Origin of the sequence: Caulobacter sp. 602-1 (assembly GCF_003931565.1) — a bacterium.
Classification (GTDB): domain Bacteria; phylum Pseudomonadota; class Alphaproteobacteria; order Caulobacterales; family Caulobacteraceae; genus Caulobacter.
The window spans coordinates 110,565-126,485 of record NZ_RRYI01000004.1 but is presented as its reverse complement, the minus strand read 5'-3'; the positions used below and the strand labels follow the sequence as shown (position 1 = coordinate 126,485).

Annotated in this window: 13 protein-coding genes; 6 read left to right on the top strand and 7 right to left on the bottom strand. The window is 66.9% G+C overall.

Features of this window, described 5'->3' with window-relative positions; genetic code table 11:
* Positions 1 to 30: 30 nt before the first annotated feature.
* Both bioF and bioD read left to right on the top strand, forming a co-directional pair.
* Positions 31 to 1,173, top strand: coding sequence for an 8-amino-7-oxononanoate synthase (bioF, locus tag EIK80_RS13205; protein ID WP_125157470.1), 1,143 nt, complete (start codon positions 31 to 33; stop codon positions 1,171 to 1,173).
* A complete protein-coding gene (gene bioD / locus EIK80_RS13200) occupies positions 1,170 to 1,826 on the top strand; it encodes a dethiobiotin synthase (protein WP_125157469.1) in 657 nt (218 codons plus the stop codon). The genes bioF and bioD overlap by 4 nt, the downstream gene beginning before the upstream one ends.
* On the opposite strand, the gene EIK80_RS13195 is transcribed toward bioD, so the two are convergent.
* A complete protein-coding gene (locus EIK80_RS13195; protein WP_233586671.1) occupies positions 1,815 to 2,771 on the bottom strand; it encodes an NAD(P)-dependent oxidoreductase in 957 nt (318 codons plus the stop codon). The two genes, bioD and EIK80_RS13195, sit on opposite strands and share 12 nt — an antisense overlap.
* A gap of 11 nt (positions 2,772 to 2,782) precedes the next feature.
* Between EIK80_RS13195 and EIK80_RS13190 the strand changes: the two genes are divergently transcribed.
* The 3 genes from EIK80_RS13190 to EIK80_RS13180 all read left to right on the top strand — a co-directional run bounded on the left by EIK80_RS13190 (position 2,783) and on the right by EIK80_RS13180 (position 6,267).
* A complete protein-coding gene (locus tag EIK80_RS13190) occupies positions 2,783 to 3,682 on the top strand; it encodes a flagellar motor protein MotB (RefSeq protein ID WP_125157467.1) in 900 nt (299 codons plus the stop codon).
* Positions 3,683 to 3,783: 101 nt separating this feature from the next.
* Positions 3,784 to 4,623, top strand: coding sequence for an arginyltransferase (locus EIK80_RS13185; RefSeq protein WP_125157466.1), 840 nt, complete (start codon positions 3,784 to 3,786; stop codon positions 4,621 to 4,623).
* Between the two features lie 210 nt (positions 4,624 to 4,833).
* Positions 4,834 to 6,267, top strand: coding sequence for a PAS domain-containing methyl-accepting chemotaxis protein (locus tag EIK80_RS13180; protein ID WP_370450220.1), 1,434 nt, complete (start codon positions 4,834 to 4,836; stop codon positions 6,265 to 6,267).
* A 138-nt stretch (positions 6,268 to 6,405) separates the two neighbouring features.
* Here the strand turns inward: EIK80_RS13180 and EIK80_RS13175 are convergent, their stop codons facing one another.
* Genes EIK80_RS13175 through EIK80_RS13160 form a run of 4 tightly spaced genes read right to left on the bottom strand, consistent with a single transcriptional unit; the run spans position 6,406 to position 10,451 of the window.
* Positions 6,406 to 7,173, bottom strand: a complete 768-nt coding sequence (locus EIK80_RS13175) for an SDR family NAD(P)-dependent oxidoreductase (protein ID WP_125157465.1) — start codon at positions 7,171 to 7,173, stop codon at positions 6,406 to 6,408.
* A gap of 9 nt (positions 7,174 to 7,182) precedes the next feature.
* Positions 7,183 to 8,118, bottom strand: a complete 936-nt coding sequence (locus EIK80_RS13170; protein ID WP_125157464.1) for a nitronate monooxygenase family protein — start codon at positions 8,116 to 8,118, stop codon at positions 7,183 to 7,185.
* Between the two features lie 8 nt (positions 8,119 to 8,126).
* The gene (locus EIK80_RS13165; protein WP_125157463.1) at positions 8,127 to 9,089 is read right to left on the bottom strand and encodes a zinc-binding alcohol dehydrogenase family protein; all 963 of its coding nucleotides are present in this window, start codon (positions 9,087 to 9,089) and stop codon (positions 8,127 to 8,129) included.
* Positions 9,090 to 9,128: 39 nt separating this feature from the next.
* Positions 9,129 to 10,451: a serine hydrolase gene (locus EIK80_RS13160; RefSeq protein ID WP_125157462.1), complete on the bottom strand. Its 1,323-nt coding sequence runs from the start codon at positions 10,449 to 10,451 to the stop codon at positions 9,129 to 9,131.
* Between the two features lie 200 nt (positions 10,452 to 10,651).
* On the opposite strand from EIK80_RS13160, the gene EIK80_RS13155 reads away from it, so the two are divergent.
* Positions 10,652 to 12,091, top strand: coding sequence for a hypothetical protein (locus EIK80_RS13155; RefSeq protein ID WP_125157461.1), 1,440 nt, complete (start codon positions 10,652 to 10,654; stop codon positions 12,089 to 12,091).
* 71 nt (positions 12,092 to 12,162) lie between these two features.
* Here EIK80_RS13155 and EIK80_RS13150 read toward each other — a convergent pair whose 3' ends face one another.
* Positions 12,163 to 13,566: a serine hydrolase gene (locus EIK80_RS13150; protein ID WP_199743469.1), complete on the bottom strand. Its 1,404-nt coding sequence runs from the start codon at positions 13,564 to 13,566 to the stop codon at positions 12,163 to 12,165.
* On the bottom strand, positions 13,563 to 15,839 hold the full coding sequence (gene parC / locus EIK80_RS13145) for a DNA topoisomerase IV subunit A (RefSeq protein ID WP_125157459.1): 2,277 nt from the start codon (positions 15,837 to 15,839) through the stop codon (positions 13,563 to 13,565). The genes EIK80_RS13150 and parC overlap by 4 nt, the downstream gene beginning before the upstream one ends.
* Positions 15,840 to 15,921: the final 82 nt, after the last annotated feature.

The following is a 15,921-nucleotide window of genomic DNA, read 5'->3' as shown; positions in this document are numbered from 1 at the left end:
CGCCCACCAGCCACGGCAAAGGGAAACGACATGCAGAGCCTTGACGCCTTCGCTGGCGAGAAGCTGGCGGCCCTGGACGCCAAGAGCCTGCGCCGCCGCCTCAAGCCCACCCGCCGCCATGACGGCGCCGTGGTCGAGCGCGACGGCAAGCGGCTGATCTCGTTCTCTTGCAACGACTATCTGGGCCTGTCGCACCATCACGTCGTTCGCGCGGCGGCCGCCGAGGCGGCGCTGAACTACGGCGCGGGCGCGGCCGCCTCGCGGCTGGTGACGGGCGACCATCCGCTGCTGAGTGACCTTGAAAAGCGCCTGGCCCGCCTGAAGGGAACCGAGGCCGCCTGCGTGTTCGGCTCGGGCTATCTGGCCAATACCGGCACGATCCCGACCCTGGTCGGTCCCGGTGACGCGGTCTTCGTCGACGCCCTGGCCCACGCCTGCATCTGGAGCGGCGCGCAGCTGTCCGGCGCCAGGATCGTCAAGTTCGCCCACAACGACGTCGAGGACCTGACGCGCCTGCTGGAGGCCGAACGTCCCCTCGCCCGCCGCGTCCTGGTCGCCACCGACGGCGTGTTCTCGATGGACGGCGACATCGCGCCGCTCGATCGGCTGTCCGCGCTGTGCGCCGAGCACGACGCCTGGCTGCTGAGCGACGACGCCCACGGGGTGGGCGTGCTGGCGCAAGGCAAGGGTTCGGCCGCCCTCTTCCCGGACGCCGACATCCCCTTGCAGATGGGCACCCTGTCAAAGGCCCTGGGCTCGTACGGCGGCTATGTATGCGGCTCTCAGGCTGCGATCGATCTTCTGAAGACCCGCGCCCGCACACTGGTCTACGCCACCGGCCTGCCGCCGGCCTCGGCCGCCGCGGCCCTGGCGGCGCTGGACATCATCGAAGCCGAGCCCGAACTGACCGAGCGGCCATTGGCCAAGGCGCGCCTATTCACTCAGCGCCTGGGCCTGCCCGACGCCCAGAGCCCCATCGTGCCTGTGATCATGGGTGAGGCCGGCACGGCCCTCGCCGCCTCGGCCGCGCTGGAGGCGCAAGGGTTCCTGGTCGTCGCCATACGTCCGCCGACGGTGCCCGAGGGCACGGCTCGCCTGCGCGTGGCCTTCAGCGCCGAGCACGCCGACGCGGACGTCATGCGCCTGGCCGACGCCGTTGCGGCGCTGCGATGAAGCGTTTCTTCGTCGCCGGAACCGGCACCGATCTGGGCAAGACCCACATCGCCTGCGCCCTGCTCCGCGCCGCCCAGGCGCGCGGCCTGAGCGTCGACGCCTTCAAGCCTGTGGTCAGCGGCTTCGATCCCGACGCGCCGGAAACCAGCGATCCCGCCCGTCTCGCCACCGCCATGGGCCGCCCCGAGGGCTGGGCCGAGATCTCGCCCCGCCGCTATCGCGCGCCCCTGGCCCCGAACCTCGCCGCTCGGCTCGAGGGCCAGACCCTGGCCATGGTTGACCTGGTCGCCGACTGCCGGACCTGGCTCGAGGGCCGCGATGTCGATCTCGCGCTGATCGAAGGCGCCGGCGGCGTGATGTCGCCGATGACCGACGACGCCACCAATCTCGACCTGATGACGGCGCTCGCCCTGCCCGTCCTGCTGGTCGCCGGCAGCTATCTCGGCACGGCCAGCCACCTGCTGACAGCGCTAGAGGTTCTGCGGGCGCGGGGTCTGACGACCGCCGCGATCGTCGTCAGCGAGAGCCTCGACGCCCCCGACCTCGATCAGACCGTCGAGATGCTGCGGACCTTCGAGCACGAGACGCCGATCGTCGTCGCTCCCCGCGATCCGGACTGGAGCGCGGCGGAACTCGCGGCCCTACTTCTCTAGCCGCGCGACCAGGCTGGACGTGTCCCAGCGATTGCCGCCCATGGCCTGCACCTCGGCGTAGAACTGGTCGATCAGGGCCGTGGCGGGCAGCTGGGCGCCGTTCGAGCGGGCCTCGTCCAGGGCGATGCCGAGGTCCTTGCGCATCCAGTCGACCGCGAAACCGAAATCGAACTTGCCCTGCGCCATGGTCGGCCAGCGGTTCTCCATCTGCCAAGACTGGGCCGCGCCCTTGGAGATCGCGGCCAGCACGTCCTCGGTCGGCAGGCCCGAGCGCTTGGCGAAGTGCAGCGCCTCGGCCACGCCCTGGACGACGCCGGCGATGGCGATCTGGTTGCACATCTTGGTCAACTGCCCCGAACCGACCTCGCCCATCCGACGCACGGCCTTGGCGTAGACCTCGATCACCGGCAGCACGTGGTCGTAGGACGCCTGGTCCGCGCCGACCATGATGGTCAGCTGGCCGTTCTCAGCTCCCGCCTGGCCGCCCGACACAGGAGCGTCGACGAAGGCGCAGCCCTGCCGCGCGAGCAGTTCGGCCATCTCGCGGGCGACCTTGGCCGAGGTGGTGGTGTGGTCGACGACCGTCGCGCCCTTCGCCAAGGCCGGCAGGGCCTGCGCCACGACGTCGCGGACGTCGTCGTCATTGCCGACGCACAGCAGCACGATCTCCGCGCCGGCCACGGTTTCGGAAATGGTGTCGAAGGCCACGCCGCCATGCTTTTCGACCCATCTGCGGGCCTTTTCGGCGGTGCGATTGTAGACGGCGACCTCATGGCCGGCGGCCTTCAGGTGACCCGCCATCGGAAAGCCCATCACGCCCAGGCCGATAAACGCCGTCTTCATGCCGCTGCTCCCTTTAGAGAGCCCGGGATTACGCGCCCGGCGACACCTTCGGCAACCCCATCTTAACGTCCTTTGGGCAGGTTGCGGGGCATGGTTAAGCAGGCTTAAGCACGATGGCGGTCAACAGCGAACAGCCGATCATCATCAAGAAGGTCAAGAAGGGCGGCGGTCATGGTCACCATGGCGGCGCCTGGAAGGTCGCCTATGCCGACTTCGTGACGGCCATGATGGCCTTCTTCCTGCTGATGTGGCTGCTGAACACGACCAGCCCGGAGCAGAAGCAGGGCATCGCCGACTATTTCGCGCCGGCCTCGATCTCGTCCACGACCAGCGGGTCGGGCGGCATCCTGGGCGGCACGTCGCTGGGCGACGACGGCGCCAAGGCCGACGGCAAGATGTCGGTCATCCAGCAAATGGCTCCCGAAGCCCCCGACAATGTCAGCAAGGATGGCCAAAGTTCGGAACAGGCCTCCCTCGCCTCCGCCAGCGAACAGGCCCTGCGCGACGCCCTGGCCAAGAAGGAACAGGACGCCTTCGCCTCGGCCGCCCAATCCTTGCGCCAATCGTTGCAGGACATGCCGGAACTGGCTGAGCTGTCGAAACAGATCATGATCGACCAGACCCCGGAAGGCCTGCGTATCCAGCTGGTCGACCAGGAAGGCCGATCGATGTTCAAGGAGAACTCCCGCGAGCCGAATGATCGCGCCAAGATCCTGCTGCGCGCGGTGGCCAAGGTGATCAACCAGCTGCCCAACCGCGTGACCATTTCGGGCCACACCAGCGCCAACGCCTATGGCAAGAAGCAGGACGGCGATTGGGCGCTCTCGGCGGCCCGCGCCGACGCCTCGCGCCAGGTGCTGCGCGGCGCCGGAGTCGACGACGACCGGATCTACCAAGTGTCGGGCAAGGCCAATTCGGAACCGCTGTACGCCGATGACCCGACCTTGGCGGGCAACCGACGGATCTCGATCATCCTGCTGCGTGAAAAGCCGGTGCTACCGGATAACCTGTGACCGTTCGACGCGCGAGCGCTTCGTGAAGCTTGCGCAACTGAACGCTATGCTCCCTAATCCCGTTATGGGCGGCAGACACGCTGAAGGGGACAGGGCCTAACGTGACGCAGCATTTTCCGACGCGACAGCTTCGGTTTTTTCTGACGGCGCCCACGCCTTGCCCGTACCTGCCCGGCCGCGAGGAGCGCAAGGTTTTCGCCCACCTGCCCCTGTCCGACGGCCCGACGGTCAATGACAGCCTGACCCAGGTCGGCTTCCGTCGCTCGCAGAACATCGCCTACCGCCCCGCCTGCGAGACCTGCCGCGCCTGCCAGTCGGCGCGCGCGCCCGCCGCCGACTACGTGCTGTCGCGTTCGGAGCGAAAGGTCCTGAACCGCAACGACGACCTCGAGCGCCACCTGGTCGAGGCCGAGGCGACGCTGGAGCAGTTCGAACTGCTGCGCCGCTATCTGCTGGCTCGCCACGCCGACGGCGGCATGGCCGAGATGACCTGGCCCGACTACGTGGCCATGGTCGAGGACACCGCGGTCCGCACCCACCTGATCGAATATCGTCGCAAGTCCCAGGACCGCGGCCCGGGCGACCTGATCGCCTGCGTGCTGGTTGACGTGCTCGCCGACGGCCTGTCGCTGGTCTACAGCTTCTACAATCCCGATCTCGACCGCCGGAGCCTGGGCTCTTTCGTCATCCTGGACCATATTGTCCAAGCTCAGCAGGGCGGCCTCCCCTATGTCTATCTGGGCTACTGGGTCCCAGGCAGCGAGAAGATGGCCTACAAGGCGCGCTTCTCGCCGCTGGAGATCCTCAAGCCTGGCGGTTGGTCGCTGATGTCGGCCCGCGAGCGCGGGGCTCGTCCGCCTAGCTCGCGACCCAACTCGCAAGACACCTGCGACCTGGACCTCAGCGACGCCGAGCCGGCTTTGCTGGACGACATGCCATGATGGCCTATCTCTAGAACACCTCGAGACGCGCATTCTCCCAAAAGATCAGTAACCTTAGGGCGCGCGGAAGGAGGACCGCGCGAATAGGGCGAACACCCTTAAAAGGTCGCGGTCACAGGAATTGAATCTACACCTTGGTTAACACCCAAGAAACCGTTTCATCCCCAAATCTAGTCACATGCTTCGACGAACGCGGCGACAGTTAGGGGGATGTGGATTATGTTTTTCCCGGAACGCAAGACGGGCGAGATCGATCGTCTCAAAAAGCAACTGGCGGACCTGAAGGAACGATCCGAACTGCTGGATCAGGCCTGTGGCATCGGCCTCTGGGAAGCCGTGCTGCATGACGCCGACGCCCTGCACCCCAACAGCGTCTGGACCTGGTCGCCGGAATTTCGCCGGCTGATCGGCTACACCAGCGAGGCCGACTTTCCGAATGCCTGCCGCTCCTGGTCGGACAAGCTGCACCCCGACGATGTAGAACCCACGTTCGCCGCCTTCGCCGCCCACCTGACCGACAAGACCGGCGCCGCGCGATACAATGTCACCTATCGCCTGATGACTCGGCAGGGCGTCTATCGCTGGTACCGCGCCACCGGTGGGTGCATTCACACAGAAGGCGGTCTGATCCGCGCATGCGGCTCGCTGACCGATATTCACGAGCAGACGCTGATCGAGCAAAAGGCGCGCGACGAAGCCGCCGAGAACCAGATCGCGCTGGACGCCCTGGCGGACGGCCTGAAGGCCCTGGCCGAGGGAGACCTGACCTACAAGATCGATGCGCCCTTCTCGGCCAAGGCCCAGCCGGTCAAGGACAACTTCAATCACTCCGTGAACCGGCTGCGCGACGCGCTCGTCAATATCGCCTCGACCGCCGACTCCATCCGCGGGGGCTCGGCCGAAATCGCCAGCGCCTCTGACGACCTGTCGCATCGCACGGAACAACAGGCCGCCAGCCTGGAGGAGACCGCCGCGGCCCTCGACCAAATCACCTCGACGGTCAATCGCAGCGCGGAGGGCGCCATCCAGGCCTCGAACGCGGCCACCTCGGCTAAAATCGACGCCGAGCGTTCGGGCGAAGTGGTGCGCGACGCGGTCGCGGCCATGGGCGAGATCGAACAGAGCTCGGGCCAGATCACCCAGATCATCGGCGTCATCGACGAGATCGCCTTCCAGACAAACCTTCTGGCCCTGAACGCCGGGGTCGAAGCGGCTCGGGCCGGCGAGGCTGGTCGGGGCTTCGCGGTCGTGGCCCAAGAGGTGCGGGCTCTGGCTCAACGCTCAGCCGACGCCGCCAAGGAGATCAAGACACTGATCGCCAGCAGCACCGCCCAGGTCGAGCGCGGCGTGAAGCTGGTCGGCCAGACCGGCGAGGCCCTCAGCGGCATCGTGGGCAAGGTGAGCGAGATTACCGACCAGATCACCGAAATCGCCCGCTCGTCGCGCGAACAGGCCACCGGTCTCAACCAGGTCAACACCGCGGTCAATCAGATGGACCAAGTCACCCAGCAAAACGCCGCCATGGTCGAGGAAGCCACCGCCGCGGCCAGCAACCTGCGCGGCGAGGCCAATGAACTGACGCGACTGGTCGGCCGTTTCCGTGTTGGAGACGACCAGACCCTGTCAGTCAGCCGGGCGGCCTGACCTCCCGCCAACGCCCCATCCCGGAAGCCTCGCGGAGACTCTCCCGGGACCTGGGAGCCGGCCCGGCTCCCAGGTCCCGTCGCACTGCTTCACCTCGGCAAGGACGACCTGCCTGGAGTGTTTCCGACGGCGGTCTCCTTACCGCGCGAAGCTGACCCCGCCGTCCACCGTGACGGCGCCGCCCATCACATAATCCCCTGCCCGCGAAGCCAGGTAGATGGCCGCGCCGGCCATGTCTTCTTCCGAGCCGATACGGCCGGCCGGGATGGCCTTCGACACCGCGTCGGCGTGGTCTCGGGCGACCTTGTTCATGTCCGAGGCGAAGGCCCCCGGGGCGATGCAGCTGACGGCGATGTTGTCGGCCGCCAGGCGCAGGGCCATGCGCTTGGTCATGTGCAGCAGGCCGGCCTTGGACGCGCCGTAGGGATAGGTCTCGTCCTTGGTCACCGACTGACCGTCGATCGAGGCGATATTGATGACCTTGGCCACCCGATCCTGAGCCGCCGCCCGGAGTTGGCCGATCAAGGCCTGGGTCAGGAAGAACGGCGTCTTCATGTTGAGGTCGACGGTCTTGTCCCAGCCGCTTTCCGGGAATTCGTCGAAGGCCGCGCCCCAGGCCGCGCCGGCGTTGTTGACCAGGATGTCGAGCTTGTCCTCGCGCTCCTTGATCCGATCGGCCAGGCCCTGAATGCCTTCCATGGTCGAGACATCGCCCGGCAACGAGACGCACTCGCCGTACTGGCTCAGCTCTTCGGCGGCGGCGTCGCAGGCGGCGGCCTTGCGGGCGGTGATGTAGACGCGCTTGGCGCCGTAGGTCAGGAAGCCCTTGACGATCATCGCGCCGATGCCGCGCGAACCGCCGGTGACCAGGGCCACGCGGCCTTCGAGGGAAAACAGGTCTTGCATTTTTAGCTCCTAGAAGGCGCGGCTGGCGGCCAAAGCCCCCAGCCGGCCAGTGATGTCGTGGAATTGGGCGACGGTCTCGTCGATGATCTGCTGGGCGGTCTTGACCTCGTCGATCAGACCCACGGTCTGGCCGGCCAAGGCGGGCGCGGCCTCCATGTCGCCGCCGAAATAGACGTCGAGGATGTTCTTCAGCACGTCGGGCGGCATGACGCCGGCCTCATGGATTTCCTTGGTCAGCTCCGATTTGATGGCGCGGATGCAGGGGCTGGCCTTCTTGTTCAGGACCCAGGTGCCGGTCTCCTTGGCCCCGGTAATCGCCGCCTTGTAGTTGGCGTGGACCGGGCTCTCGGCCGAACTGACGAAACGCGTGCCCATCTGGACCGCCTCGGCGCCCAGGGCGAAGGCCGCCGCCATGCCGCGCCCATCGCAGACGCCGCCGGCGGCGACAATGGGCACGTCGACCCGCGCGCGGATCGCTTGCAGCAGGACGAGGGTGGACACCTCCTCCGGGTTCTTGAAGCCGCCGCCCTCGGCGCCCTCGACCACCAGGCCGTCGACGCCCGCCTCGACGCACTTGACCGCCGCGTCAACGGTGGGGACGGCGTGATAGACGACGATGCCGGCGTCCTTCAGCGGGCCGACGAACTTGGCCGGGCTGCCGGCCGAGGTGGTGACGAACTTGACCCCGCTCTCGCAGACAAAGCGCAGCATGGCGTCGTCGCGCAGGAACAGGATCGGCAGGTTCACCCCGAACGGCAGGCCGCTGGCGGCCATCTTGGTGATCTCGGCCTTGCAGTTTTCGGTCTCGCCGGAAGAGGTCTCGATGACGCCAAGCCCGCCGGCCCTGGAGACCGCTGACGCCAGGGGATAGCGGGCGATCCAGCCCATCGGGGCCTGGATGATCGGATACTTCGCGCCCGTGTGGGCCAGGACACGGTTGGTCATTCTGGTCATCAGGGGATCAACAGCACGCGGCCGACAGCCTGGCGGCTTTCGATATAGGCGTGGGCGGCGGCGGCCTCGGACAACGGGAAGGTCCTGTCGATCACGACCTCGAGCTCGCCCTTGGTGGCCCGATCGATCATTTCCTGGATCATGTCGTGGACACGGTCGGTCATGATCTCCGCGCCAAGGAAGACGCCGGTCAGCGAGCGATTTCCGCCCATCAGCGACGACACGTCCACCTTCATCGGCTCGCGCCCGGCATTGCCGACCAGCGAGATCCGGCCGCGATAGCCCAGGGCGCCAAGGCTGCCCTGCAGGGTCGCGCCGCCGACGGGGTCGACCACCAGGTCGACGCCCTTGCCGCCGGTCAGCTTCATCACCTGCTCGACGAGGTCGTCTCGGCGGTAGTTGACGCCGTGATCCATGCCGAAGGCCTTCAGGCGCTCCAGTCGCTCGTCGCTGGAGGCCGAGGCCAGCACCGTCGCGCCGGCCTGTTTGGCCAGCTGGATGGCGGCCAGGCCCACGGCGCCCGCCCCGGCCTGGACCAGGACGGTTTCGCCCGCCTTCAGACGGCCCGCGCCGAACAGGCACTCGTGCGCCGTGCCGAACGGCACCGGAATGGCCGAGGCCTTCTGGATGTCGAAGCCGTCCGGGATCGGCCAGGCGTTGCGGGCCGGAACGGCGCGCAGCTCGGCGTGCGAACCGAAGGCGTTCACGGTGACCACCCTCGTCCCGACCTTCAGGTGAGAGACCTCTGCGCCGACCTCGATGATCTCGCCTGCGGCCTGGTAGCCGACGATGTGCGGGCTGCCCGCCATCTGGCCGCCGCCGCGATTGAGGGTGTCGCCGCCCTCGATGCTGACGGCCTCGACGCGGATCACCACGCCCTGCGGATGGCAGACGGGGTCGGGCACGTCCTCGTAGCGAAAGACGTCCGGCGCTCCGGTCTCGTAGTAGACGGCGGCCTTCATGGCGTTCTCCCTGTTGTTCTTGTCGGCCCGTGTCGGGCGCTATTTCTTGGGATCGATCAGAGCGTCGTAGACCAGCTTGGCGCTGTCGTCGTCGATGTCCTTGATGGCCGGATCGCCGCCCTTGTTGAGGATGTGGATCATGCCCAGAAAGAAGAGGTCGTTGGTCGGGTCGATCCAGAACCAGGTGCCGGCGGCGCCGCCCCAGCTATAGGTCCCCTGCCCGTACGGCCCCGCCTTGGCGCTATCCAGCACCACCGCGAAATCGAGGCCAAAGCCCTTGCCCGCGGCCGTATTGAACGGCGGATCATTGGAATTCATGATCGTGTCGCTGAGCATGTTGGTGCGCATCAGCTTCACGGTCTCCGGCTTGATGATGCGCTTGCCTTCGAGTTCACCGCCGTTCAGCAGCATCTGGGCGAAGCGGGCGTAGTCGGCGTTGGTCGAGACCAGGCCGCCGCCGCCCGAGGCCGCGACCGGCGGCTTGGTGATGTCCAGCACCATGAAGCCGGTCGCCGGAACAAGCTTCTGTTCCTTGGGCCCCCAGAGATAGAGCGAGGCCAGGCGATCCATCTTCTCCGGGGGCAGCCAGAAGGCGGTGTCGACCATCTTCAGGGGCCCGAAGATCCGCTGCTGCATGAAGTCGCCCAGCGACATGCCAGTCAGCTTCTCGATGATCAGGCCCTGGATATCGACCGAAACGCTGTACTTCCAGCGCGCGCCCGGTTGGGCCACCAGCGGCAGGGCGGCGACCTTCTGAACGAACTCCTCGCGCGTCCTGGCGCTCAGGACGCCGGTCGAGACATAGGCCTTGTCGATGGGGTTATCGGGGACCAGGCCGTAGGCGAAGCCGCCCGAATGACTCATCAGCTCGCGCATGGTCGGCGGGCGATCGGCGGGGACGGTGTCGAACGAGCCGTCGGCGTTGACGCCCTTGAAGACGCGCAGGGACGCGAACTCGGGGATGTACTTGCTGACCGGGTCGTCCAGTTTCCACTTGCCCTCTTCGAAGAGGATCATCATGGCCACGCCCGTCACGGGCTTGGACTGCGAATAGATGCGGAAGACCGTGTCCTTGGTCATCGGCGGGCCATCGAAGCCCTTCTTGCCGTGAACCTCGTAGTTCACGACCTTGCCGTGACGGACCAGCATGGTTGTGACGCCCGGCAGGTGGCCGGTGTCGACCAGGCTCTGCATGTGGGCGTCCAGCTTCTTCAGGCCCTCGGCCGAGAAGCCGGCGCTTTCCGGCGTGGCGGGGACGATGGCGGGCGCGCTGGACGCGACCGGAGCAGCCAGCGTCGCGGTGGAGCCGCCGCCGAGCAGCGTCGCGACCAGCGTGGCCGCGATGAACTTCCGAAACGCCAAGGCGCCCTCCCGAACAGATGTTTGACACGACCTTAGAGCGGGCGCCTCCGCGTTGAAACCCGCTTTTTCGACGTCCGGACGACAGGCGCTCCCTCGCGGCCAAGGTTAAGCTTATTTCATGAAGAACCCGGTTGTCCGAACGTCGTTCATGTATATTTTTTACTGCACGAGGGATTACGATATTCAAGGCGACACGGGCCATGGCCACTCTGGACAACCTGATCACGATCTACCGCAACATCCACCGCCTGCCGACGCAGGCAGACCTCCCCGCCTCGGCCTCGACCCAACTGACTCTGATGGCGCAAGGCATCGACGCCGCGCGAGGCGGCATGGTCGGCGACCTGTGGAGCTACGAGTCCGCCGTGCGCTGGATCCAGGACAGCGCCAAGGCGACCACCCAGGTGGCGGTGATGGTCTATGGCTTCCTTACCGACGTGAGCCTGGGCGCGCCGGGGCTGGACTACCTGATCTCGCCGGTCGGCGGGAATCCAAACAACCTGAACAGCGCCTACTACGCCCAGTTCAATCTTGTGAACCGCTACATCAACTTCGCGGTCAACCTGGCCAAGGTCGGCGAAGGTCGCGAGACCTTCATCAAGACCTACGGCGAGAACGGAACGATGTTTTCGACGTTCCAGAAAGCCTATCTGAAGCTTTTCGGCGTCGAGCGCACCTATGATGAGATCCTGACCTATCTCGACGCCGAGGTGCCGAACGGTCGCGGGGGGACCTACACGCGGGGCGAATATTTCGCCGAGTTGGGCGGCGACGGCGGCAACGGCGTCGGGACACGCGCGGCCATGGTCGGCGCGCTGATGGCCGAGGCCATGAACAGCAACCAAGGCCCCTATGCGGACGCCGTCCGCGCTTTCCTTGCCGACGTCGCGTTGGACGGCAAGGTGAACGCCCTGTCGGTCTTCTTCTCGGTCTATGGCGAGGGCGGCGACCACGCGGCCGGCGGCCCCGACGATCCGGGACGCCCCGGCGAAAACGCGCGTTTCGCCCACGACTGGAACGTCGACGCCTACAACCGCGAACCGGACGACAACACCCACCTCCTGGCCAGCGACGGCAATGATGTGATCAAGCCGATCATCACCGATGGGCCGGGCGGCCTCGACGCCGGCCGTCACATCCGGACAGGCGGGGGCAACGACACGATCTTCGTCGACAACGGCGTGATGCGCGGCCTGATCGACGCCGGAACCGGCAACGACACCATCTTCCTCGAGAAATTCGACGGTCGGGTCACTACCGGTGACGGCTACGACAATGTCGACCTCGGCTCATTCGCCGGGCTGCACCTGGCGAACGGCAAGGCCACGGACATCGCCGTGATCGAGGATTTCCAGAAGGGCTTCGATTCCCTGACGTTCGCGGGCTCGGTCGGCGCGGGCGAGAAGAAGCAGCTCTACTTCGTCGCCACCGCCACCTTCGACGACGCGCTGACCGCCTATGCCGGCCTCACGGCCGCCAATAGCAACACCGTCTTCGAGTGGAATGGCGACACCTATGTCTTCCACCAGAACGGCATGGCCGGGGTCGATGCGGGCGACGGCCTGATCAAGCTGGCCGGCGTCACCGGCCTGACCGTCGGCAAGGCCAGCGAGCTCGCCGACATCCTGTTCGCGGCCTAGGAATTCAGCCCCCCAGGTCGTGACGGAGCTCCCCTCGCCGGACGGCGGGGGGAGTTTTCTTTTTTTCCAGGCTACCGCGCCGCGGTTGTCCTGACACCCGGCTTGGCCGGCTGCTGACCGGAGGGCGCGGCCACGAGCGGCGGCCGTTCGATCGCCTGATAGACGAGGGTCCGAGACTGGGCGTCGAGGCCCGGCCCCACCCCGCCCAGACGCTGGATCATGCCGACGAAGAACAGGTCGTTGGCCGGGTCGATCCAGAACCAGGTTCCGGCGCTGCCGCCCCAGCTGACCGTCCCCGGCCCGACCGGCGCGCCCGAGGCGGCCGGATCGACGGCCACGGCCATGTCGATGCCGTAGCCCATGCCGGCGGCGAACGGGAACGGCTTGGGTCCGGGATTGAGCACGCCCGTCGTGCCGTTGGTCGTGACCACGAAGCCGGGCGGCAGATGGTTCTGGGTCATCAGCGCCACGGTCTCCGGCCGCAAGATCCGCACGCCGTCCAGCACGCCCTTGTTCAGGATCATCTGGGCGAAGCGGGCGAAGTCGCCGGCGGTCGAGACGAGGCCGCCCCCGCCCAACGGCGTTGCCGGCGGCTTGCTGACGTCACGCCACGCGCCTTCCATGGCCGGCGCCAGCGCACCCGTCGCCGGATCTCCGTCATAGAGCGCGGCCAGGCGGGGCTGCTTCTGGGCCGGCACGTAGAAGGCGGTGTCCTTCATCTTGAGCGGCGCGAAGATGTGCTCTTCCATGAAGACCGGCAGGGTCTCGCCCGACAGCTTCTCGACGATGTAGCCCTGGATGTCGGCCGCCACGCTGTAGCGCCACAACCGTCCCGGCTCGGAGAACAGCGGCAGGCCCGAGACCTTCTGAACCAGTTCGCTCAGCGAGCCGGACTGCAACACGCCGGCGCGGTAATAGGCCTGGTCGGCCGGACTGCTGGGATCGTCGGCGATACCGTAGGCGAAGCCGGCCGTGTGGGTCATCAGCTCGCGCATGGTCGGCGGGCGGGTGATCGGCGCCAGGATGGGCTCGCCCGCCGCGTCGACGCCCGTGGCGATGCGGAGATTGGCGAACTCCGGCACGAACTTGCTGATCGGGTCGTCGAGGTTCCACAGACCCTGTTCGTACAGGATCATCATCGCCACGCCGGTGACCGGCTTGGTTTCCGAACGGATGCGGAAGATGGCGTTGATCGGCATCGGATCGCCGCCCAGGGCGCGATGGCCGAAGGCCCTGGCGTGGACGACCCGGCCGTGGCGGGCCAGCAGGGTCACGCCGCCGGCGATCTGGCCGCGGTCGACCATGGCCTGCATGTGATCGTCGAGCCTCTTCAGCCGCTCGGCGCTGAAACCCTGCTCTTCCGGCTTGCCCCTGGGCAGGGGCAAGGCCTGGGCCGGGGTCGCGGCGACGGCCGCGCAACCGAAGACGCTGGCCAACAAGCTCAGCGCGCGGCGACGCAGCCGTCCCCTGCTCATTTCGGCCTGAACCGCTTGTTGGTCGCGAAGCCCTTGGGCGCGAGCTTGCCAGCTCCGGCCCGGCGACCGATCCATTCCTTCCATTCCGCCCAGTCGCGGCGCCGGCCGGCGGTGTCGATCCAGTAGGCCCCGGTCTCGGCGTTGAACGACAGGCCGTCGCGCAAGCCGCCCTCGCGGTAGGCCTGCAGCTTCACGCCCTTGCCGCGCGGCATTTCCGGCAGTTCCTCGATCGGGAAAATCAGGATCTTGCCGTTGTCGCCGATCACCGCGAACTGGTCGCCCACGGCTTCCAGGCAGAACGCCGCGCCGGCGGCGTCGACGTTCAGGACCTGCTTGCCGGCCTTGCGATTCGCGAGCGCTTCTTCCTCGGGCATCAGGAAGCCGTAGCCCAGCTTCGAGGCCAGAATGCGTTTGCGACCGGCCTTGAACGGGAAGACGTCGATGATCTTCACCTTGTCGTCCAGCTCGATCATCATCCGCACCGGCTCGCCATGGCCCCGCGCGCTGGGAAGCTTGTCGCAGCCCAGGGTGAAGAAGCGGCCATCGCTGGAGAAGATCAGCAGCTTGTCGGTGGTCTCGGCCGGGACCAGGAAGCCCAGCTTGTCGCCTTCCTTGAACTTCAGCTCGGACGGATCGTCGATCTTGCCCTTGGCGGCGCGGATCCAGCCGCGCTCCGACAGGATGATCGTGATCGGCTCGCGGACGATCATCGCCTCGATGGCGGCGTCGGCGTCGACGACCGGAGCGTCGGCGAAGATCGAGCGGCCCTTCACGCCCGTCGGGCGCGGCTTGTCCAGCGGGTGCTTGATCTTCAACAGGGTGGCGCGGACTTCCGACAGGCCCACGCCGACCAGCTTCCACTGCTTGGTTTCGCTGGCCAGCATGGCCAGGATGCCGTCGCGTTCCTCGACCAGTTCTGCGTGCTCGCGACGGATCTCCATCTCCTCCAGCTTGGCCAGTTGGCGCAGGCGGGTGTTGAGGATGGCGTCGGCCTGGATCTCCGAGAGCCCGAAGGTCTCGATCAGCTTTTCCTTCGGCTTGTCCTCATAGCGGACGATCCGAATGACCTCGTCGAGGTTCAGATAGGCAATCAGCAGACCGTCCAGGATGTGCAGACGGGCTTCGATCTTGGCCAGGCGGTGACGGGCCCGGCGGGTAAGCACCTCGCGGCGGTGGGCCAGGAAGGCCATCAGCGCCTGCTTGATGCCCATCACGCCCGGCGTGCCCCGCGCGTCCAGCACGTTGATGTTGACCGGGAAGCGGGCCTCCAGCGCCGAGAGCTTGAACAGGCTCTCCATCAGCACTTCGGGCTCGACGTTCTTGGACTTGGGCTCGAGGACCAGACGGATGTCCTCGGCGCTCTCGTCGCGGACGTCGCCCAGCAGGGCGGCCTTCTTGCTGTCGATCAGGTCGGCCAGCTGCTCGACCAGATCCGACTTCTTCACCTGGTACGGAATCTCGGTGACGACGATCTGGTAGGTGCCGCGACCCGTGTCTTCCTTTTCCCACTTGGCGCGGATGCGCACGCCGCCGCGACCGGTCTCGTAGGTCTCAAGCAAGGACGCGCGCGGTTCGACGATGACGCCGCCGGTCGGGAAGTCCGGCCCCGGCACCTTTTCCAGGATGTCCTCGGTCGTCGCGTCGGGATTGGCCAGCAGCAGTTGGCAGGCGTCGATCAACTCGGCGGCGTTGTGCGGCGGAATCGAGGTGGCCATGCCGACCGCGATGCCCGACGAGCCGTTGGCCAACAGGTTCGGGAAGCCCGACGGCAGGACCAGAGGCTCCTCGTCCTGGCCGTCATAGGTCGGCTTGAAGTCGACCGCGTCCTCGTCGATGCCGTCCAGCAGAAGCGTCGCCGCTTCCGTCATCTTGCACTCGGTGTAGCGCATGGCCGCGGCGTTATCGCCGTCGATATTGCCGAAATTCCCCTGCCCCTCGACCAGCGGGATGCGCTGGGCGAAGTCCTGGGCCAGACGGACCAGGGCGTCGTAGATCGACTGGTCGCCGTGCGGGTGGAAGTTACCCATGACCTCGCCGACCACCTTGGCGCATTTGCGCGCCGCGGCGTCGGGGTTCAGGCGCATGTTGCTCATCGCGTACAGCACGCGACGGTGCACGGGCTTTAGGCCGTCGCGGACGTCGGGCAGCGCCCGCGAACCGATGGTCGAGAGCGCATAGGCCAGATAGCGGCGCGACAGGGCTTCCGTCAGCGGCTCGTCGAGGATGCGGTCGCCGTCGTCGGGACCGCCGGGAGGAAGGACAGGCTTGTTCATCGAGGGGATTCGTTACTCCGGGCAACGATCCTAGCAGACATCGCCGCGATGATTCGACCGGTTAGGCCTGAACGATCCCCGG